Below are 19,700 nucleotides of genomic sequence, written 5' to 3'. Positions count from 1 at the left end.
TCAAGTTATTATAGTCCATCCCGCCGCCGGGCGCAAGACAAAAAGCGCCGGAGCCAATGGCTCCGGCGCTCCAAACGCCATTTTCAGCCCTCCACCCGGGCGGGATTCACGTGGACCATGCAGTGCTTGATCTGGGGGAAGCCCGCCTCCAGGGCGTCGTGGACGGCCTGAGCGGTGGCGTGGGTCTCGTTGAGGGTCAGCTCCCCGTCGGCCCGGATCTCCACGTCCACGTAGATCCGGTCGCCGAAGAGACGGGTATTCAGGGTGTCCACCCCCAGCACGCCGGGCTGGGACAGGACGGAGGTGGCCATCTCCTCCGCCAGCTCCGGGGCGCAGGCGTGGTCCGTCATCCGCTCCAGGGCATCGGACAGGATATCCCAGGCGGCCTTGAGGATGAACAGGCAGATCACCACGGAGGCGATGGGATCCAGCACCGGCCAGCCCAGCCGGGCGCCCAGGATGCCGGCGAAGCTGCCCACGGAGGACAGCGCGTCGGACCGGTGGTGCCAGGCCTCCGCCATGAGGGCGCTGGAGTCGATGCGACGGGCCGCGGCCCGGGTGTACCAGAACATGGCCTCCTTGACCACGATGGACACCACCGCGGCCGCCAGGGCCAGGGCGCCGGGCGACGCCAGCTCCTCCCCGCCCAGGATCTTCTGCACGCCGGACCAGCCGATGCCAACGCCCGTGGCGCCCAGGATGATGCCCAGCACCAATGCGGCCACGCACTCCAGCCGCTCGTGGCCGTAGGGATGGTCCGCGTCGGCGGCCCGGCCCGCCAGCTTCACCCCCAATATCACGATGAGGGTGGCCAGCACGTCGGAGGCGGAGTGGACGGCGTCGGACACCATGGCCCCGGACCGGGCCAGGATGCCGGCGGCGAATTTGAACAGCGACAGCGCCACGTTGATGACGATGGTGACAGTGGACACGTTCACGGCCACCCGCTCATGCTCCCTTGGATTCATAGTCGTTCCTCCCTGCTCCGGCATTCCGCCGTCCCGTCCGGTGTGCCGGACTGCCGCGTCCGCGGCCCGACCCGCCCCGAAAGGCGTCAGGTCTGCGTGGCTGCCTCCGCCGCCGTCTGCGGCATTGGCCCGCCGGGAGTTTTCTAATTAAGATACCATACGCAAACCGCACTGTCAAGGTGTTTTGCAAACGTTTGTCTTGACAAACTCCATCTTTTTTTAACTTTTTCCGGCAAAAAGCCCCTGGCCGGAGGCCAGGGGCGCGCAGGCGGCTTTCTCAGCTGAGGAACATGGCGTCTCCGAAGGAGAAAAACCGGTATTTTTCCCGGACCGCCTCGGCATAGGCGGTCAGGACGTGCTCCCGCCCGGCGAAGGCGGACACCAGCATGATGAGGGTGGACTCCGGCAGGTGGAAGTTGGTCACCAGGCCGTCCATCACCTTGAACTTGTAGCCGGGGTAGATATAGATATCCGTCCAGCCGGACCGGGGCTCCATGTGGCCGTCCTCCGCCGCCCAGGACTCCAGGGTCCGGCAGGAGGTGGTGCCCACGCAGATGCACCGGCCGCCGCCGGCACGGGTGCGGTTGATGAGGTCCGCCGTCTCCTGGGAGATGGTGCAGAACTCGCTGTGCATGGGGTGGTCCTCGATGTTGTCCTCCTTCACGGGCCGGAAGGTGCCCAGGCCCACGTGGAGCGTCACATAGCCGATGCCCACGCCCTTGGCGGCGATGGTCTCCAGCAGCTCCGGCGTGAAGTGGAGCCCCGCCGTGGGGGCGGCGGCGCTGCCCAGGACCTTGGAGTAGACGGTCTGGTAGCGCTCCTGGTCCTGAAGCTCCTCCTTGATATAGGGCGGCAGGGGCATCTTGCCCAGTTTTTCCAGGGTCTCCAGGAAGATGCCCTCGTAGTCGAAGCGCACCAGGCGGTTGCCGCCCTCCAGCACGTCCACGATCTCCGCCGTCAGGGCCCCCTCGCCGAAGGTCAGGCGGGTGCCCGGGCGCAGCTTCTTCCCCGGGCGGACCAGGCACTCCCACACCTTGTCCCCCTTGTCGGTCAGCAGCAGCACCTCGCAGGCGCCGCCGCCGGGCAGCCGGGAGCCCAGCAGCCGGGCGGGCAGCACCCGGGAGTTGTTCAGGATCAGGCAGTCGCCGGGGTTGAGGAAGTCCGGCAGGTCATAGAAATGGTGGTGCCCCACCGCGCCGGTCCGCCGGTCCAATGTCATGAGCCGGGAGGCGTCCCGCTTCTCGATGGGGGTCTGGGCGATCAGCTCCTGGGGCAGGTCGTAGTAAAAATCATGGGTCTGCATCTTCGGGTCTCCTTATCCGATGGTCACACCGGTGTAATAGAAATTGAGGATATCCACATAGGTATATCCCAGCTCCGCCATGGCCTTGGCGCCGTACTGGCTCATGCCCACATTGTGCCCGTTTCCGGTGCCGGTGATCACGAACTGGCTGCCGCCGGAGGAACCGGAGGCGCCGGAGGCGCTCAGCGTCACGGTGCCGGAGGAGGTGACGGCGCTGTGGGTCCCCTCCTGCAAGGAGGAGAGCGTCCCCTTGCCGGAGATCACCGAGGCGCCGGTGAGGCTCTGGAGCGAGGAGGAGCCGTTGACGGAGAAGCCTCCGCCGCCGGAGCCGCCGGAGATGGTGAACCGGAGGCTGGCCACGTTCTTATTCAGCGTGGTGCTGTAAAAGGCGTTGGAGCACGCCTGGCCGGTGACGGTCAGGCTCTTGCCGGTGTCGTCCACAAAGACCACCTTGGTGACGTTGCCCAGGGCAGACCGCTCCGCCACGTACACGTCCACCACGTTGCCGATGGAGTAGCCGCTGTTCTGGAGGACCCAGGTCAGCTCCGTCGGGGTATATGTAACGGTGTAGTTGTAGTTGGGGATGGTGGTCTGGGCCTCATAGGGGTCCGTCTTGCCCTTGAGGTAGGGCGTGTCCCCGCCCCAGACCTTGGCGCCGTCCTCCGTGGCGCCGCCGTCGGAGGAGTGGTACACCGCCTCGATCAGCTGTCCGTTGTACCGGATGCACTGCCCGGCGGTCTCGTTCACCGCCTGGTCGCTGAGGGGCGTGGAGGTGGAAACGCCGTTGTAGACCTGGCAGTCGACGGTGGCGCAGACGTCAAAGCCGTAAGAGGCGTGCTTGGTGCTGCGGCAGGCGAAGGTCCGGGCACAGACCGCCTGGGCCTTCAGCGCCTCCAGGGGCCAGTTGCCGTTCATCTCGTGGGGGATGACGCCCTTGACGTAGTCCTCCAGCCCCACCACGTTGACCACCTGGAGCCCGCCGTTGGAGCAGGTGTACTCAAACCCGCCCCGGTAGCGGTAGCCCTTGAACCAGGTGATGGGGTCTCCCCCCGGGTCCTGGGGCATGACGCCCAGGGTGCTGTCCATGCAGGAGTAGACCACCTGGCTGGTGCCGGTCACCGTCACAGTGATGCCGCCCCAGACGTCGGGGGTCATGGTGATGGTGGTCACGTCGGTGTACCCCATGGGCACGAACTGGCGGTTGCCGTCGAAATAGCCGAAGGCGTAGCCGCTGCCCTGGGCGTTCTCCAGGTTGGCGGACTCCATCACCGACGAGCCGTACCGCAGCCCCACCTTCACCGTGTTGTTCGTCACGGCGGCCGAGGCGGTCACAGCGCTCAGGGTAAAAAATATCACAACGAGCATCACAGTCGCAAGCAGTTTTTTCATGAATCCTCCCCAATATCCGCGGCCTTGACTGGGGCAGAAAAGTATGCTAATATACATACAAATGTCCGTCCCACAAGTACAGGCCATGGTCGTTCCCAATGGAACCCATTATAGTACAAACCGGCGACACATTCAACCAAAAATCGACGGGGGCCGGTTCCGGCCCCCGCCGCAACATCGCAGCAGGAGGAAACGCATATGAAAGAGTACAAAGTGGGCATCATCGGCGCCACCGGCATGGTGGGCCAGCGGTTCATCACCCTCATGGAGAACCACCCCTGGTTCCGTCTGACCGCCCTGGCGGCCAGCGCCCGCAGCGCCGGCAAGCCCTATGCCGAGGCCGTGGCCGGCCGCTGGGCCCTGGATGTCCCCATGCCGGAGGAGGCCAAGAGCATCGTGGTCCTGGACGCCGAGGCCGACGCGGAAAAGCTGGCCTCCATGGTGGACTTCTGCTTCTGCGCCGTGGATATGAAGAAGGAGGAGATCCGGGCCCTGGAGGAGAAGTACGCCAAGCTGGAGTGCCCCATCGTCTCCAACAACTCCGCCCACCGCTGGACCGACGACGTGCCCATGGTGGTGCCGGAGATCAACGCCGACCACATCGCCGTTATCGAGTCCCAGCGCAAGCGCCTGGGGACCAAGCGGGGCTTCATCGCCGTCAAGTCCAACTGCTCCCTCCAGAGCTACGTCCCCGCCCTGCACCCGCTGAAGAAGTACGGCCTGGAGAAGGCGCTGGTGTGCACCTATCAGGCCATCTCCGGCGCCGGCAAGACCTTTGAGCGCTGGCCCGAGATGGTGGACAACTGCATCCCCTTCATCGGCGGCGAGGAGGAGAAGAGCGAGACCGAGCCCCTGAAGCTCTGGGGTCACATCGAGGACGGCAAGATCGTCAAGGCCGCCGGCCCCGCCATCACCGCCCAGTGCTTCCGGGTGGCCTGCCAGGACGGCCACATGGCCGCCGTGTTCATGAAGTTCGCCGACGGAAAGGCACCCTCCATGGAGCAGATCAAGGCCGACTGGGCCGCCTTCCGGGGCCCCGCCCAGGAGCTGGACCTGCCCTCCGCTCCCAAGCAGTTCCTCCACTACTTTGAGGAGGAGAACCGGCCCCAGACCCGTCTGGACCGGAACCTGGAGCACGGCATGGCCGTGTCCATCGGCCGCCTGCGGCCCGACAGCCAGTACGACTACAAGTTCGTGTGCCTGAGCCACAACACCCTCCGGGGCGCGGCCGGCGGCGCGGTGCTCCTGGCGGAGCTGCTGTGTGCCAAGGGCTACATGGACTGATCGGTTTCCTGTACACAGTGACGAAGGAGCCGGGCGCCCAAAAGGCGCCCGGCTTTTCCGTCGGGACAAGGCAGCATGTTTTGCATGGTTTTCGGCACAAATTCGGATTATCCCGCATAGAATGATCCTATACAATGGAGACAACATCCGGGCGGACTTGTATAGGAGGTACATATCATGCGCAAACCCCTGTTTACCGGCTCCGGCGTGGCCATCGTCACGCCCTTCACCAATGAGACCGTGAATTTTGCCGCACTGGGCCGTCTGCTGGACTTCCAGCTCCAAAACGGCACCGACGCCGTCATCGTCTGCGGCACCACCGGCGAGGCCACCACCATGAGCTACCACGAGCGGATGCGGACCATCGAGTTCTGCGTGGAGCGCGTGGACGGCCGGGTGCCGGTGATCGCGGGCAGCGGCTCCAACGCCACGGAGACCGCCGTCACCCTCTCCCGGGACGCGGAGCGGGCCGGGGCCGACGGGCTGCTGGTGGTGACTCCCTACTACAACAAGGCCAGCCAGAAGGGCCTGATCCGCCACTACACCGCCATCGCCGACGCGGTGGACCGGCCCGTCATCCTCTACGACGTGCCCTCCCGCACCGGCGTCACCATCGCGCCGGAGACCTACGCGGAGCTCTCCAAGCACCCCAACATCAACGGCGTCAAGGAGGCCGGGGGCAATTTCAGCAATATCCAGAAAACCCGGAACCTCTGTCCCGCGGACTTCTCCATCTGGTCCGGCAACGACGACGAGACGGCGGCCATCTGCATGCTGGGCGGACGGGGCGTCATCTCCGTGGTGGCCAACGTGCTGCCGGCCCAAATGCACCGCCTGACGGAGCTGTGCCTCGCCAACGACTACGCCGCCGCCGGGAAATTGCAGCTGGAGCTGAAGGACTTCTGCGACGCCATGTTCTGCGACGTGAACCCCATCCCGGTCAAGACCGCCCTGAACCTGCTGGGCTGGAACGCGGGCCCTCTGCGGCTGCCCCTGTGCGAGCCCGACGAGGCCGTCACGGAGCGCATCCGCCGGGCGCTGGAGCGGTACGGGCTGCTGGAGGCCGAAGCCGTCTGAAGCGCCTCCTCTCCGAAAGAAGCCGCCCGGTGGTCCGGGCGGCTTTGTCATGGGGCGGCCGCCCTTATGCCGCGGCCCCAGGAGGCGTCAGCCGTCACAGGGCGTCCTCCCCCTCCTCCAGCGCCTGTGTCAGGCGCTTTTTGGCCCGGCGGATCACCTGGGACACCGCCTCCGGCGTGGTGGAGAGAAATCCGGCGATCTCCCGGTGGGAATAGCCGTTGCAGTATTTCAGCAGCAGCGCCTCCCGGTATCGGGGCGGAAGGTCCGCCAGGGCGGCCGCCAGTGCGCTGTCCGGCAGCGGCGCGGAGCGGCATGCCAGCGCCACCTCGTCCAGTTCCACCTGGGGATGACGGCGGCGGCTGCGCCACAGGTCGATGGCCTTTCGCTCCGCCACGGTCACCGCCAGGCTCTGCATCCGGGGTCCGGGGCCGTCGGGCAGGCGCCCGGCCTGCTCCGCCAGCTTCACGAAGGACTGATGCACCGCATCCTCCGCGTCCTGACGATTTTTCAGGATCTGATAGGCCACACGGTACATCAGCCCCCGGTATGTGAGATACATCTCCTGGAACCGGGCCCGCTCCGACGGTGTCTCAATGGCCTGCAAATAGATCAGCAATGATCTCCCTCCCCTGTCTGTTTGCTCTTATAAACGCTCCGGCGGGGCCAAACTGGACACCTGCCGGAAGATTTTTTCTCTCAGGCCGTTCCCGAGCAAAGAGGCGCCGCCCGGATCCAGGTAGATTCCCGGGATCCGGGCGGCGCCTCCGACCGTGAGAAACCGCCGCGGGGAAAACCGCTCAGCCGCCGTCTCCCCCGCGGCCTGCGGGGCCGGCAGACGGTTGCTTCTCTTACATCGCAATCTCTGACAAGGGCTTTTGCATTACAGATATCCGTCCGCCTCCAGCGGGCCGTCAGCCGCGCGATTCCGCCGCAAGCGCCTCCAGATGGGCCCGGACGGAACCGGTATCCCCGTAGTCCACGCCCTCCCCCAGGGGCAGCTCGCCCCAGCCGGTGTCCAGCAGGGGCCGGGCGCCGTCCAGCAGGCCGTGGATCTCAACGAGGAAGGCGGCGTCGGCCTCCGTGTCGAAGGCGTGCCAGGGCTGGTCCCAGTTGAGGTCGAACTCCACGCTGTTCTCCCGGAGGGTCACCGGCCGGAAGGCGTCGTCCAGGGAGAAGATCTCATAGTGATAGGTGCAGTACCCCTGCCCCATATAGGGCACGTAGCGCAGCAGGCAGTCCTCCCCGTCCAGACGGACGGCGCACAGGGTCTCCGCACCGGCGTGGGAGTGGTCCGCTCCCTCCGTCCAGGTCCGCTCCCCGTCCGAGATCCGCAGCTCGTGCCAGACGGGGACCCCCTCGTTCTCCGGGTCCAGCACCGTGGTCACCTCCACGGTCTCCGCCGTGCCGTCGTGGTCGAAGTCATAGGCGCCCGGCGGGACCTCCGTGGTCTGTTCCTGGACGGAGCCGGAGAGGGTGCCGTCCTCACCGGGCCGGAGGATGCAGCGGTAGGTGTGCTGCTCTCCGGCGTCGCCCCCCTGCCCCACCGTCACCAGCAGGGTGTTTTCATCCAGCCACCGCCCCCAGTCCTCCGGCAGGAAGGTATAGTCCGGGATGGAAGTCCCGTCCGGCAGGGTGAACTCCCAGGTGGTCCAGAAGGCGGTGCTCACCACATAGACCGTCTCCCACGTCCTTGCCCCGCAGGCCATGGCCACCAGGTTGTTCCCCGGGGACCACAGGACGGACTGTCTGACATACCCGGCGTCCTCCCACCGCACTTCCCCGGTTTCGGTATCCACGATCTCAAGTGCCTCCGGGATCCGGACGCCGCTGATCCAAAGATCGCTCTCCCCCGCGGTCCGCACCTGGAACCGCCCGTTGGGAGAGCAGGTCTCCCCCTCCGCTTCCGCCAGCGGCAGCGCATCCAGGTACGCCTGATACGCCGCCTCCTCCGCCGCCCGTTCCTCCGCCTGCCGGGACGCCGCATATCCAATGGCCCCCGCCGTCACCGCCGCCAGCAGGACCACCCCCAGGATCCGCCCTCTCTCCACAAAAACACCGCCCCCATACCGAGTATACGCTCAGTATAGGGGCGGTGTAACGTTATGTCAACTACAATTCGGTGACAAGGTTTCAGCCCTTGAGCCGGGCAAGCATCTCCTCCCGGGCGCCGGCGATATACTCGTCGTAGGTGCACATCTTGTCGATCAGCTTGCCATCCACCAGCTCCATGATCCGGTTGGCCACGGTCTGAACGAACTCATGGTCGTGGGAGGCGAAGAGCACCACGCCCTTGAAGTCGATGAGGCCGTTGTTGACGGCGGTGATGGACTCCAGGTCCAGGTGGTTGGTGGGCTGGTCCAAAATCAGCACGTTGGAGCCGAAGAGCATCATGCGGGAGAGCATGCACCGGACCTTCTCGCCGCCGGAGAGGACCTTGACCGGCTTGAACACGTCGTCGCCGGAGAAGAGCATCCGGCCCAGGAAGGACCGCTTGAAGGACTCGGTCCCCTCCTCGGCGTTGTCGGCGGTGTACTGGCCCAGCCAGTCCACCAGATTGAGGTCGCAGTCGTTGAAGAAGGCGGAGTTGTCCAGGGGAAAGTAGCTGGTGGTGATGGTGGTGCCCCACTTGAAGGTGCCCTCGTCCGGCTCCAGCTCCTCCATGAGGATCTTGAAGAGGGTGGTCTTGGCGATCTCGTCCTCCCCCACGAAGGCGATCTTGTCCCCCTTGTTCACCCGGAAGGACACGTTGTCCAGCACCTTCCGGCCGTCCACGGTCTTGGAAAGACCCTCCACGCTGAGGATCTCCTTGCCCGGCTCCCGGTCCATCTTGAAGCCCACGAAGGGATAGCGCCGGGAGGAGGCAGGCATCTCCTCCACCGTCAGCTTGTCCAGGAGCTTTCTCCGGGCCGTGGCCTGCTTGGACTTGGACTTGTTGGCGGAGAAGCGGGAGATGAACTCCTGGAGCTCCTTGATCTTGTCCTCCTTCTTCCGGTTCTGGTCCTTGATCATCCGCTGCATCAGCTGGCTGGACTCATACCAGAACTCGTAGTTGCCCACGTACATCCGGATCCCGCCGTAGTCCACGTCCACGATGCTGGTGCAGACGGTGTTGAGGAAGTGGCGGTCGTGGCTGACCACGATGATGAGGCTCTCGCAGTCCATGATGAAGTCCTCCAGCCACTCGATGGCCTGGATGTCCAGGTGGTTGGTGGGCTCGTCCAGGAGGATGATGTCCGGCTTTCCGAAGAGGGCCTGGGCCAGCAGGACCTTCACCTTCTCCTTGGCGGTAAGGGTGCTCATCTCACTGTACAGGATGTCATTGGAGAGGCCCAGGCCCTGGATCAGGCGGCTCACGTCGCTCTCGGCCTCCCAGCCGCCCATCTCGGCAAACTCCGCCTCCAGCTCGCTGGCCCGGACGCCGTCGGCGTCGGAGAAGTCCTCCTTCTCATACAGGGCGTCCTTCTCCTTCATCACGTCGTAGAGGTGCTGGTTGCCCAGGATGACGGTGTCCAGCACCGTGTAGGCGTCGTACTGGAAGTGGTCCTGCTTGAGGACGCTCATCCGGTCCTCCTTGGAGATCACCACCTCGCCGGTGGTTGGCTCCAGGTCCCCGGAGAGGATGCGCAAAAAGGTAGTCTTGCCGGCGCCGTTGGCGCCGATGATGCCGTAGCAGTTGCCGGGGACGAATTTCAGGTCCACGTGCTTGAACAGGGTCTGCCCGGAGAAGTTCAGGGAGACGTCGTTGACTGTGATCATGGCGGTTCCTTTCTGGTCGAAACGTAAATTTCACAAAACGCCAGAACAGGCGCGGCGCCGTGGGCGCCGCGTCTGTCCCGTCGTTGGATGCGTTTATTCGGACAGCAGGGCCTTGTGGTAGACCTTCTTGCCCTTCTTGATGACGGCGCCCTCGCCGCAGCAGTCCTTGCAGGAGAACTTGGCCTCGATGTCGGCCACCTTCTGCCCGCACACGGACACGCCGCCCTGCTGGACCAGCCGCCGGGCCTCGCCCCTGGAGGCAGCCAGGCCGCACTTGACCAGCAGCGTCAGAATGTCGATCTCGCCCTCGGCGGTGAAGTCCGCCCGGCAGAGCTTCGTGCAGGGCATGTCGGCGGAGTCGCCGCTGCCGCCGAACAGGGCCCGGGCGGCGGCCTGGGCCTTCTCGGCCTCGGCCTCGCCGTGGACCAGCTTCGTCAGCTCGTAGGCCAGGATCTCCTTGGCGGTGTTGAGCTGGGCGCCCTCCCAGGTGTCCATCTCGTCCACCTGCTCCAGCGGCAGGAAGGTCAGCATCCGGATGCACTTGAGCACGTCCGCGTCGCCCACGTTGCGCCAGTACTGGTAGAAGTCGAAGGGAGAGGTCTTGTTGGGGTCCAGCCACACGGCGCCGGAGGCGGTCTTGCCCATCTTCTTGCCCTCGGAGTTCAAAAGCAGGGTGATGGTCATGGCGTAGGCGTCCTTGCCCAGCTTGCGGCGGATCAGCTCCGTGCCGCCCAGCATGTTGCTCCACTGGTCGTCGCCGCCGAACTGCATGTTGCAGCCCAGGGTCTGGAACATGTGGTAGAAGTCATAGGACTGCATGATCATATAGTTGAACTCCAGGAAGGAAAGGCCCTTCTCCATGCGCTGCTTGTAGCACTCGGCCCGCAGCATGTTGTTGACGGAGAAGCAGGCGCCCACCTCGCGGAGCAGGTCGATATAGTTCAGCTTCAGCAGCCAGTCGGCGTTGTTGACCATCATGGCCTTGCCCTCGCCGAACTCGATGAACCGCTCCATCTGCTTTTTGAAGCACTCGCAGTTGTGCGCTATGGTCTCCACGGTCATCATCTGGCGCATGTCGCTGCGGCCGGAGGGGTCGCCCACCATGCCGGTGCCGCCGCCGATCAGGGCGATGGGCCGGTTGCCGGCCATCTGCAGCCGCTTCATCAGGCACAGAGCCATAAAGTGGCCCACGTGCAGGGAGTCGGCGGTGGGGTCGAAGCCGATATAGAACACGGCCTTGCCGTTGTTCACCAGCTCCCGGATCTCGTTTTCGTCGGTGACCTGGGCGATCAGGCCCCGGGCCTTCAGTTCCTCGTAGATCTGCATGTTTCGTTCTCTCCTGTTCAAAGGTTTTTTCGGAACAGAATCAAAACCCTCTGTCCCGTGTTTGGGACAGAGGGCGAATGGTCGTTCGCGGTACCACCTCTGCTTCGCCGCCCTCTCGCGAGGACAGCCTCACGCCGTGCCAGCACACGGCCGCGCGGTAACGGGCGCTCCCGGAGCACGCCTACTGGGCCCATGGGCCGTTGGGGTGCCAGCTCCAAGGTGTATTCGCCGCCGTCTGCTCTCCCCTTTTCACCGTGCCAGGGGCTCTCTATGCAGCATCGTGGCGGGTACTCCTCCTCTTCCTCGCTGTATACGGGTGGGATTATACCGGATTTGCGCCGGAATGTCAAGAGCGCTGCGGAAACGCCCGGCGGGAGATGGACGCTCCCGCCGGGCGGTCATGGGAAAGGGACTTCGCCTCAGCCCTCCATGGCCTTGGCGGACTCCTCCAGCTTCGCGATCAGCTCCCGGAACTTGGCGGCCTTCTCCCGCTCCACGTTGACCACGGCCTCGGGGGCACGGGAGACGAACTTCTCGTTGGAGAGCTTCTGCTCCACGATCCGCAAGCCGTTGCGGGCCTTCTCCAGCTCCTTGGCGATGCGCTCCCGCTCCGCCGCCAGATCCACCAGCTCGCTCAGGGGCAGGTAGGCGGTGGCGTTGTGGGTGACCACGGTGACAAAGCCGCTGACGTCCGCCGGGGCGGCGTCGGCAAAGGTCACGGCGCTGGCGTAGGCCAGGCGCTCGATGAAGTGCAGGCCCTGGCGGTAGATCTCCGGCGTGGCGGTGACCAGCAGTACCTCCGCCTTCTTGGAGGGGGCCACGTTCATCTCGGCCCGGCGGGTGCGGATGGCCTTGATGGTGTCCATGACGGCCTCCAGGCTGGCCTCCTCCTCCGGGAAGCGCAGGTCCTCCCGGTACTTGGGCCAGGCGGAGGTCATCAGGTAGTCACCCTCGTGGGGCAGGGCCTGGAAGATCTCCTCGGTGATGAAGGGCATGAAGGGGTGCAGCAGCTTCAGAAGCTCTGTCAGCACGTAGCAAAGGACGTTCTGGGCCGTGAGCTTGGCCTGCTCGTCGGTGCCGTTCAGGCGGGTCTTGGTCAGCTCGATATACCAGTCGCAGTAGGTGTCCCACAGGAAGTCGTAGACCTTGGCGGAGGCCACGCCGATCTCGTAGGCGTCCAGGTTCTCGGTGACCTCCTTGACCAGGGTGTTGAGCTTGGAGAGGACCCACTTGTCCTCCGGGGCCAGGGCCGCGGCGTCCGGCAGGGCGCAGGCGTCAATGGTGAGGTTCATCATCACGAACCGGCTGGCGTTCCAGATCTTGTTGGCGAAGTTGCGCATGGCCTCGCACTTTTCGGTGTAGAACCGGGTGTCGTTGCCCGGGGAGTTGCCGGTGATGAGGTTGAAGCGCAGGGCGTCGGCGCCGTACTTCTCCGCCATCTCCAGCGGGTCGATGCCGTTGCCCAGGGACTTGGACATCTTGCGGCCCTTGTCGTCCCGGACCAGGCCGTGGATCAGCACGGTGTGGAAGGGGATCTTGTGCATCTGCTCGCAGCCGGAGAAGATCATCCGGGCCACCCAGAAGAAGATGATGTCGTAGCCGGTGACCATGACGGAGGTGGGATAGTAGAAGTCCAGGTCCGCGGTCTTTTCCGGCCAGCCCATGGTGGAGAAGGGCCACAGGGCGCTGGAGAACCAGGTGTCCAGCACGTCCGGGTCCCGGGTCAGATGGGTGGAGCCGCACTTCTGGCAGACAGTGGGGTCCTTCCGGTCCACGTTGATGTGGCCGCAGTCGTCGCAGTACCAGGCGGGGATCTGATGGCCCCACCACAGCTGACGGGAGATGCACCAGTCGTGGACATTCTCCATCCAGTTGATATAGGTCTTGGAGAACCGCTCGGGGACGAACTTCACCTCGCCCTCCCGGACGACCCGCAGCGCCTCCTCGGCCAGGGGCGCCATCTTCACGAACCACTGGGCGGAGATCAGGGGCTCCACGTCGTTGTGGCAGCGGTAGCAGGTGCCCACGTTGTGGTTGTAGGGCTCGGTCTTGATGAGGTAGCCCTGCTCCTCCAGGTCCTTGACGATCTGCTTGCGGCACTCGTAGCGGTCCATCCCGTTGTAGGGCCCGCCGTTTTCGTTGATCTTGCCGTCGTCGCCGATGCAGCGGACGGTCTCCAGGTTGTGGCGCAGGCCCACCTCGAAGTCGTTGGGGTCGTGGGCGGGGGTCATCTTCACGGCGCCGGTGCCGAAGCCCAGCTCCACGTACTCGTCGGCCACAATGGGGATCTCCCGGTTCATGATGGGCAGGATGCAGGTCTTGCCCACCAGGTGCTTGAACCGCTCGTCCTCCGGGTTCACGGCCACGCCCGTATCGCCCATCATGGTCTCGGGCCGGGTGGTGGCGATGACCAGATCGCCGGAGCCGTCGGTCAGGGGATAGCGGATATACCACAGGTGGCCGGGCTTGTCCACATACTCCACCTCGGCGTCACTCAGGGCGGTGGTGCAGTGGGGGCACCAGTTGATGATGCGGCTGCCCTTGTAGATCAGGCCCTTGTCGTACAGCTCGCAGAAGGTCTCCCGGACGGCCTTGGCGCAGGTGTCGTCCATGGTAAAGCGGGAGCGGGACCAGTCGCAGGACACGCCCATCTTCTTCTGCTGGGCCACGATCCGGTCGCCGTACTGCTCCTTCCACTTCCACACCCGCTGGAGGAACTTCTCCCGGCCCAGGTCATAGCGGGTCAGGCCCTCCTTGGTGCGCAGCTCCTCCTCCACCTTGATCTGAGTGGCGATGCCGGCGTGGTCCACGCCGGGCAGCCACAGCGTGGAGTAGCCCTGCATCCGCTTGAAGCGGGTCAGGATGTCCTGGAGGGTGCAGTCCAGGGCGTGGCCCATGTGCAGCTGGCCGGTGACGTTGGGGGGCGGCATGACGATGGAGAAGGGCTCCTTCTTGGGGTCCGGGTCGCCGTTGAAGCAGCCGGCCTTCTCCCACATCTCGTAGATGCGCCCCTCCACCTGCTGGGGCTCATACACCTTTGGCAGTTCTTTTCTCATGAGTCGATCCTCCTATGCTCTTGGACCTGGGGTCCTGATTCGTGAAGTTAGATGGATACAAGGCTAAGGCCCGTCTTTTCCCGGAAAAAGTCCGGGAAGGCCTCTGGATCTCCCTGGGTGAAACAGTCTTTGGGCAGCGACTGGTACCGGGTGGTCTCGCCCTCCAGGCCCACTACGTAGCTCCCCCGGCAGAGCAGCAGATGGCTGAAGCTCTCATAGGGGACCGTGGTCACGATGCCGTGGACCGTCTTGCGCATGCCGTCGCCATCAAAGGTGATGCACACCGGATGGCAACTTTTGAGGTCCTTCTTCAACATGTTATCCGCCATGCGGACAGCCATGCGGGGGAGACCGGCTCCCAGGAGCAGCAGCAGTATCCCCATCACCACCGGGGCCAGGGCCAGGACGTCCAGGGAGACCAGGAGGCACAGGGCCCCCACCAGCAATGACAGCACCCCCAGCACCAGGAGGAAGATGCGCCAGACCCGGAGCAGGCGGAATTTTCCCAGCTTTATCTGGAAAAAAGTGACCGCGCCTATGACCGGCGTCCCTGCAGGGATCTGTATCTCGAACAACGCGCTCCCTCCTCCCTCCAAACAAAAACGCCCCGGGCCTCTTCGGCCCAGGGCGAACAAATGTCCGCGGTACCACCTGGATTCGTGCCATGCACGCGCTCAGCGGGCGCTGCCGCGCCCCTCCCCGGTAACGGTGGGATGCCGCCGCAGCCTACTCCTCCTTCGGCTCCGGTGCTCCGGGACGACTTCCCCGGCGGCCTCACGGGCGCTTCCACCATCCGCGCTCTCTCTCGGCTTCCGCCCTCCGGGTACTGCTTCCCATCTCCGCAGTTCAATATACCGCTCTAGTATATCCTTCCCCGCCGGGATTGTCAAGCCTCCTCCCTTTCACCGGATAAATGGAAAGTGCGCTTGACATTTTTCCGCTGCTGTGGTACGCTGATGATGGAAAGCAAACTTTCCATTTCACAAAGAGAGGGGGCGCGCCATGAAAAACCGGCTGGAGCATCTGCGAAAGGCGCGGGGCCTGCGGCAGGAGGAGCTGGCGGAGGCCCTGGAGGTCTCCCGGCAGACCATCGGCTCGTTGGAAAACGGGCGGTACAACCCCTCCATCCTGCTGGCCTTCAAGCTCGCCCGGTACTTTGACTGCGCCATTGAGGACATTTTCATCTACGAGGAGGATGAGGGATCATGAAGCGGACCACCCTTGCGTATTGCCTGGTAATGGTGTTGGGCGTGGCCTTGGTGGCCGTGGGCCTGCTGGATATCCGGGCCCAGTTCCTGCCCACGGCCGTGTCCGAGATCCTTGCCCCTCTGGGGGGCCTCGCCATCGGCCTGGGCATCGCGGGCCTGATCGGACAGAGCATGATCCAGTCGGACCCGGTGCTTCAGCAGCGGGAGAAGGTGCGCAATGACGAGCGCAACACCGCCATCCGCTACCGGGCGGAGGCCTGGGCGGGCAACGTCACCACGGTGCTGCTGGCTCTGGGTGGCGTCGTGTCCAGCTACCTGGACGTGCCGGAATGGATCACCTGGACGCTGCTGGGCATTGTCGCTTTCAACGTGCTGCTGACCGTGGTATTCACCCTGTGGCTGCGGCGGAGAATGTGAGGAGGATCGGACCATGAACAAGAAACGCACGCTGTACCGGACGCTGCTGATCCTGGGCCTTGGGCTGCTGGCGGCGGCACTGGCATTGACGGCCCTGCTGGGCGACGCTCTGCCCGACACGGCGGGCGGGGCCATGGTGGGCGTCAGTTCGGGCCTTGCCGCCATGGGCCTTGCCAACCTCTTGATGCTGCGGCAGGCGGAGAAGGACCCCCGGCTGGCCCGTCAGACGGAGATCGAGGAGAAGGACGAGCGCAACACCGCCATCCGCCGCCGGGCCAAAGCCGTCTCCGGCGAGGTCCTCCAGTGGACGGTGCTGGGAGCGGCGTGGCTGTCCATCGCCCTGGGGGCTCCGCTGTGGGTGACGCTCACAGCGGTGGGGGTGTTCGCAGGCAAGTCCGTGCTGGAGTGGTGCCTCATGGTCCGCTACCAGGGGCAGATGTAAGGGGACGGGCGGACCCGGCCGGGAGGCGCCCCTCCGGGGAGGCCGGGAGGTCTCCCGGCGGATTCCGCCCCCATTTTCTTTTCGAGGCATCGAAAAGAAAACGGCCGCGGCCGGTCAAAAGAAAAGATGCTGAGACGAAAGGACGGCCCGAATGGGCCGCCCTTTCGTATGACGGGGGTCGTGCGAATCGGCGTGGTGAGGGGTGGCTGCACCGTCGGCCCTGCGCCGGACATTGGCGCTGGAAGAGCCTGGTCCCCGCACAACGTCCGCGGGTGGATGGACGGGGTGGCAGACGAATCGACCAGCGCCGATTTCCGCTGCCGCTCCCCCGGCGTTCGACGAAAGTCAGCACCACGGGCGGATCCCCCATCCGCCCCTACCCCCCAATGGGAGGCCTGCATCAACCGCCGGGGCAGCGCGTAACGCGCGGAGATCGGAGCAGGGGCAAATCCGACAACCACCCCGATCACCCGCCGCACCGTCTATGCGGCTCCAAGGTCTTTCGACTGCCGGGGTCCGGCGCAGGGACGATGGGGCCATCGATGCCTGCCGGACCGATTCGCACGCCCCCCCGTTACACGAAGATGCGGCCCGGATGGGCCGCATCTTCGTCAAAAGCGCCTTTTCTCTTGGACCGGCGCAGCGTTAAGAAAACTTGCCGGGGGCAAGTTTTTAGCGCAGCCCCGGCCGAACTTATTTCGGCCGGGGGGAACCACGCTGGTGCTGAAAATGGGGTGCACTCTCCGGGGACCTCGCACCCTCAGGAGGGGCCGCCCCCGCAGGGCCTCACTTGTGGCAGCAGCAGCCCTTGGCCTCCTCGTAGCACTCCGGCGCCTTGACGGTGTTGGGCGGGAAGAACTCGCCCACCGGGAAGTTGATGGTACGGAAGAGGGCGCAGGGATCCTCGCAGCCGTCGCCGCAGGCGCACTCCTTGTCGGGCATGCAGTAGTCGTACACCGGCACCAGCAGCTGGGTGTCCCGCTCCAGCCGGACGATGGAGAACTGGCCCAGGGTGACATAGACCCGGCGGCAGTCATCGCCGCTGGAGAGCTCCCCGGCGAAGCACTCGTTGATGAAGCTGGGCACCTCGCACAGGTCGCAGTCGCACTCCCGGCGGCCGCAGCAGTCCACGATCCGGGCGTCCAGGACGATGGGGTCCACGGCCTCCACCACGGCGATGGGGGCGTTGGCCTGACGGGTCAGCTGGACGTCGCACTCCCCCGCCCGCATCTGGGAGGAGAAGATCTTGGCGCTGCCCTCGCTGCCGAAGAGAATGGCCCGCTTGTCGAACACGCACAGGCCCTCCACAGTGACGGGGCAGGAGCAGTTCAGATAGGCCTGGAGGGTCACCTGGTAGAAAAACCGCATATCCACGGTGTAGAAGCCCCGGTTGAAGCTGACGGGCTCGGTGTCCACGTAGACGTACAGCAGCTTGGCGCTGCCGGCCTTGACGGACTGGGCGCGGTTGAGAGCCTCCACGCAGGACAGCTTCGGGTAGAAGCGCAGATCCTCGATGCAATCCTTATCATAACATGGAGCGGTTTATAACTATTCGCCGGGTCCGGCAGCATCGTCGACATTATTCCTCAGCGCCTCGATCATCTTCGACAACCAGGGCGGAATCGGAGCGCCCAAAGCGCCGGCGTTTTCGATGATGCTTCCGGCCTCGGTAAGAATATACCAAATAACCACCAGGGGGCCGAGGAGCACGCTGTACGTAAAAGGGAGCGTAATATTAGGGATGTTGGCGATAATCATGCCGATAACCATATCCAAAATGGCGGCCACCACCACAGCTACGATAGAGCCGACCTTGTGCCAGATGCCGTCTCTGGCGGTGGAACTGGACCACTCCCCTGCCCGCAGGGCAGCGAAAGAGCCGGTGATGTAGTCGATTGCCATACAGGCGATCCACGCCACCACGATCCATCCAAACCAGCCCCACAAGGCCGTCATAGCGGCCAGGATCGCGGTAATCGCCGCTTTGAACGCATTGATGTTCTCCATGTTGCACCTCCTTACTCAAGGATGATCCAGTCAGCCGCCAGCATATCCGCCTGAGATGCCAGCCAACCCATCTGTACTCCAGAGGTCCCGACAAAGGCAAAGGCTTTGTTCCCGATGGCGGCGTGCTCCGCGTTCACGGTTCTCCCGTCCGGCCCCACATAGCCGATGCCCGATGCCAGTTCCACATACTGGCCCTTGCCGTTCCACCCTTTCCGGGCAATCCGCTTTCCCTTCTTGGCAGCCTCGATTGCAAGCCCAAAACTCAAGGCATCCGTGAGCCGGTATGCCTCCTCGAATACCTCCTTCGGGCTCCAGCTCTCATAGCCGTCGGGATAGCGAACACGATAGCCGTCCTGGGCTGCCGCTTCCGCGCTCAGAATGTGGGGGCCTTTATAACAGTCTCCGCGCAATGCGGGCTCCGCCTGAATAATCTTAGTTCCGATGTATTGTTTCATACTCCCTCCTTATTTCAAACCCGCCGCCTTGATCCGGGCGTCGAAGGCACCGCCGCGGTAGCAGAACACCAATGTCCGAACCTGGTCATGGCTCAGGTCAATGACATCGCCGTTTCCCACGGGATCACTGCCATCCCCCTGGATAATGCCGGCGTTCATAAGTACCTCGATGGTGGAGCGGAACTTCTCCGGAACATCTTTCAGATACTTGTATCTCACCACGTCATCCTCCTCGCTTTCTTCGTCGTAGTTGGGGCGGACTGCCCCGATCACCTGCGAGAGCGACCGTGTCCTCCGCATGACCATGCCGCCGTTTGCGTCGTTGCCCACGGCGGTATTTCCCTCGATGGCAACCAGCGTGGCCGTGCCGACGGTCTCAATGATCCCGCAGTGGTCCGTGGCCGCCCCGCCGGGGAAATCATAGATCACCACATCGCCCGGCAGATACCCGGACGTGACCCACATTCCCGCCTTGATGGCATAATTGCGGAGGACGCTGCACGACGCGGTCCTGGCGGGCAGCGCCACCCCGGCCATGGCAAACACCCACTGTACGAACATCACACACCACGGGTAGCCATTAAGGCCGAACCAGGCCCCGTACTTGACCTTGTTGGAGCCGCTGGGGGTCTCCTTGACCCCCAGCTCCCCCACCGCAGCGGCCAGCAGTTCCTTAGCCGTTGCCATCGGTTGTTTCAGGATCCGCGGCGGGCACCTCCACCAGCGTCACCCCGTCATCGGCCAGCTGGTAGGTCTTCCCGGCGTAGTACACGTAATCCTGGTGAGGAACGCCGCCGGCACCGTTGGTCAGCTTGCCATCCTTGACCACGACAAACTCCGGGCTGCCCACACCGATGTCCAGCAGGGCGTTGCCCATCTTACCCTCGGTCAGCATCTGGGAGGACCCGGCCTCCTTGAGCATGGCATTGATCTCCTCCCGGCTCTTGCCCTCATTGACAGCGTTGTTGATGATTTCAGAAATGTTCTCGATCTTTCTCATGATGAAGTTCCC

19 protein-coding genes and 1 other annotated feature are annotated in these 19,700 nt (G+C 64.3%); of the genes, 5 read left to right on the top strand and 14 right to left on the bottom strand.

All coding sequences use genetic code 11. The features are described 5' to 3' along the window. Positions 1-83: 83 nt before the first annotated feature. The 3 genes from KFE19_00130 to KFE19_00120 form a co-directional block, all read right to left on the bottom strand. Entirely contained in the window at positions 84-968 is an 885-nt protein-coding gene (locus KFE19_00130) for a cation transporter (GenBank protein QUO37974.1), read from the bottom strand. A gap of 277 nt (positions 969-1,245) precedes the next feature. Next, positions 1,246-2,271, bottom strand: coding sequence for a tRNA preQ1(34) S-adenosylmethionine ribosyltransferase-isomerase QueA (queA, locus tag KFE19_00125; protein ID QUO37973.1), 1,026 nt, complete (start codon positions 2,269-2,271; stop codon positions 1,246-1,248). 12 nt (positions 2,272-2,283) lie between these two features. Then, entirely contained in the window at positions 2,284-3,660 is a 1,377-nt protein-coding gene (locus KFE19_00120; GenBank protein ID QUO37972.1) for a SpoIID/LytB domain-containing protein, read from the bottom strand. Positions 3,661-3,858: 198 nt separating this feature from the next. On the opposite strand from KFE19_00120, the gene asd reads away from it, so the two are divergent. Together asd and KFE19_00110 are read left to right on the top strand one after the other, a co-directional pair. After that, positions 3,859-4,944 (top strand): aspartate-semialdehyde dehydrogenase, encoded by a 1,086-nt coding sequence (asd, locus tag KFE19_00115; GenBank protein ID QUO37971.1) that lies wholly within the window; start codon positions 3,859-3,861, stop codon positions 4,942-4,944. A gap of 177 nt (positions 4,945-5,121) precedes the next feature. After that, on the top strand, positions 5,122-6,021 hold the full coding sequence (locus tag KFE19_00110; protein QUO37970.1) for a 4-hydroxy-tetrahydrodipicolinate synthase: 900 nt from the start codon (positions 5,122-5,124) through the stop codon (positions 6,019-6,021). 94 nt (positions 6,022-6,115) lie between these two features. Here KFE19_00110 and KFE19_00105 read toward each other — a convergent pair whose 3' ends face one another. The 6 genes from KFE19_00105 to KFE19_00080 form a co-directional block, all read right to left on the bottom strand. After that, positions 6,116-6,637, bottom strand: a complete 522-nt coding sequence (locus KFE19_00105) for a sigma-70 family RNA polymerase sigma factor (protein ID QUO37969.1) — start codon at positions 6,635-6,637, stop codon at positions 6,116-6,118. A 295-nt stretch (positions 6,638-6,932) separates the two neighbouring features. Next, positions 6,933-8,069 carry a hypothetical protein gene (locus tag KFE19_00100; protein ID QUO37968.1) on the bottom strand — a complete coding sequence of 379 codons (1,137 nt, stop codon included), beginning with the start codon at positions 8,067-8,069 and terminating at the stop codon, positions 6,933-6,935. Positions 8,070-8,151: 82 nt separating this feature from the next. Then, complete coding sequence (locus tag KFE19_00095; GenBank protein QUO37967.1) at positions 8,152-9,777, bottom strand: ATP-binding cassette domain-containing protein; 1,626 nt, start codon at positions 9,775-9,777, stop codon at positions 8,152-8,154. Positions 9,778-9,870: 93 nt separating this feature from the next. Then, positions 9,871-11,103, bottom strand: coding sequence for a tyrosine--tRNA ligase (locus KFE19_00090; protein ID QUO37966.1), 1,233 nt, complete (start codon positions 11,101-11,103; stop codon positions 9,871-9,873). A 66-nt stretch (positions 11,104-11,169) separates the two neighbouring features. Further along, positions 11,170-11,416, bottom strand: a binding site (T-box leader). Positions 11,417-11,522: 106 nt separating this feature from the next. Further along, positions 11,523-14,159, bottom strand: coding sequence for a valine--tRNA ligase (locus KFE19_00085; GenBank protein ID QUO37965.1), 2,637 nt, complete (start codon positions 14,157-14,159; stop codon positions 11,523-11,525). Positions 14,160-14,206: 47 nt separating this feature from the next. Next, on the bottom strand, positions 14,207-14,734 hold the full coding sequence (locus KFE19_00080; protein ID QUO37964.1) for a hypothetical protein: 528 nt from the start codon (positions 14,732-14,734) through the stop codon (positions 14,207-14,209). Positions 14,735-15,161: 427 nt separating this feature from the next. Here KFE19_00080 and KFE19_00075 point away from each other — a divergent pair, with 427 nt between their 5' ends. Genes KFE19_00075 through KFE19_00065 form a run of 3 tightly spaced genes read left to right on the top strand, consistent with a single transcriptional unit; the run spans position 15,162 to position 16,226 of the window. Continuing rightward, positions 15,162-15,368: a helix-turn-helix transcriptional regulator gene (locus KFE19_00075; protein ID QUO37963.1), complete on the top strand. Its 207-nt coding sequence runs from the start codon at positions 15,162-15,164 to the stop codon at positions 15,366-15,368. Further along, entirely contained in the window at positions 15,365-15,784 is a 420-nt protein-coding gene (locus KFE19_00070) for a hypothetical protein (GenBank protein ID QUO37962.1), read from the top strand. The genes KFE19_00075 and KFE19_00070 overlap by 4 nt, the downstream gene beginning before the upstream one ends. 13 nt (positions 15,785-15,797) lie before the next feature. Further along, on the top strand, positions 15,798-16,226 hold the full coding sequence (locus KFE19_00065; protein ID QUO37961.1) for a hypothetical protein: 429 nt from the start codon (positions 15,798-15,800) through the stop codon (positions 16,224-16,226). Positions 16,227-17,012: 786 nt separating this feature from the next. Here the strand turns inward: KFE19_00065 and KFE19_00060 are convergent. The 5 genes from KFE19_00060 to KFE19_00040 are packed head-to-tail and all read right to left on the bottom strand — an operon-like array spanning position 17,013 to position 19,688. Continuing rightward, positions 17,013-17,741 (bottom strand): hypothetical protein, encoded by a 729-nt coding sequence (locus KFE19_00060; GenBank protein ID QUO39473.1) that lies wholly within the window; start codon positions 17,739-17,741, stop codon positions 17,013-17,015. Between the two features lie 33 nt (positions 17,742-17,774). Then, positions 17,775-18,233, bottom strand: coding sequence for a phage holin family protein (locus KFE19_00055; protein ID QUO37960.1), 459 nt, complete (start codon positions 18,231-18,233; stop codon positions 17,775-17,777). 11 nt (positions 18,234-18,244) lie between these two features. Next, complete coding sequence (locus KFE19_00050) at positions 18,245-18,688, bottom strand: DUF2829 domain-containing protein (GenBank protein ID QUO37959.1); 444 nt, start codon at positions 18,686-18,688, stop codon at positions 18,245-18,247. Between the two features lie 9 nt (positions 18,689-18,697). After that, positions 18,698-19,375 carry a CHAP domain-containing protein gene (locus KFE19_00045; GenBank protein ID QUO37958.1) on the bottom strand — a complete coding sequence of 226 codons (678 nt, stop codon included), beginning with the start codon at positions 19,373-19,375 and terminating at the stop codon, positions 18,698-18,700. Next, a complete protein-coding gene (locus KFE19_00040; GenBank protein ID QUO37957.1) occupies positions 19,362-19,688 on the bottom strand; it encodes a hypothetical protein in 327 nt (108 codons plus the stop codon). Before KFE19_00040 ends, KFE19_00045 begins: the two co-directional genes overlap by 14 nt. Between the last annotated feature and the right edge of the window lie 12 nt (positions 19,689-19,700).

This window comes from Dysosmobacter sp. Marseille-Q4140, from assembly GCA_018228705.1.
In the GTDB taxonomy this organism is placed as follows: Bacteria; Bacillota; Clostridia; order Oscillospirales; family Oscillospiraceae; genus Oscillibacter.
This window is presented reverse-complemented; position numbering and strand designations above follow the sequence as displayed.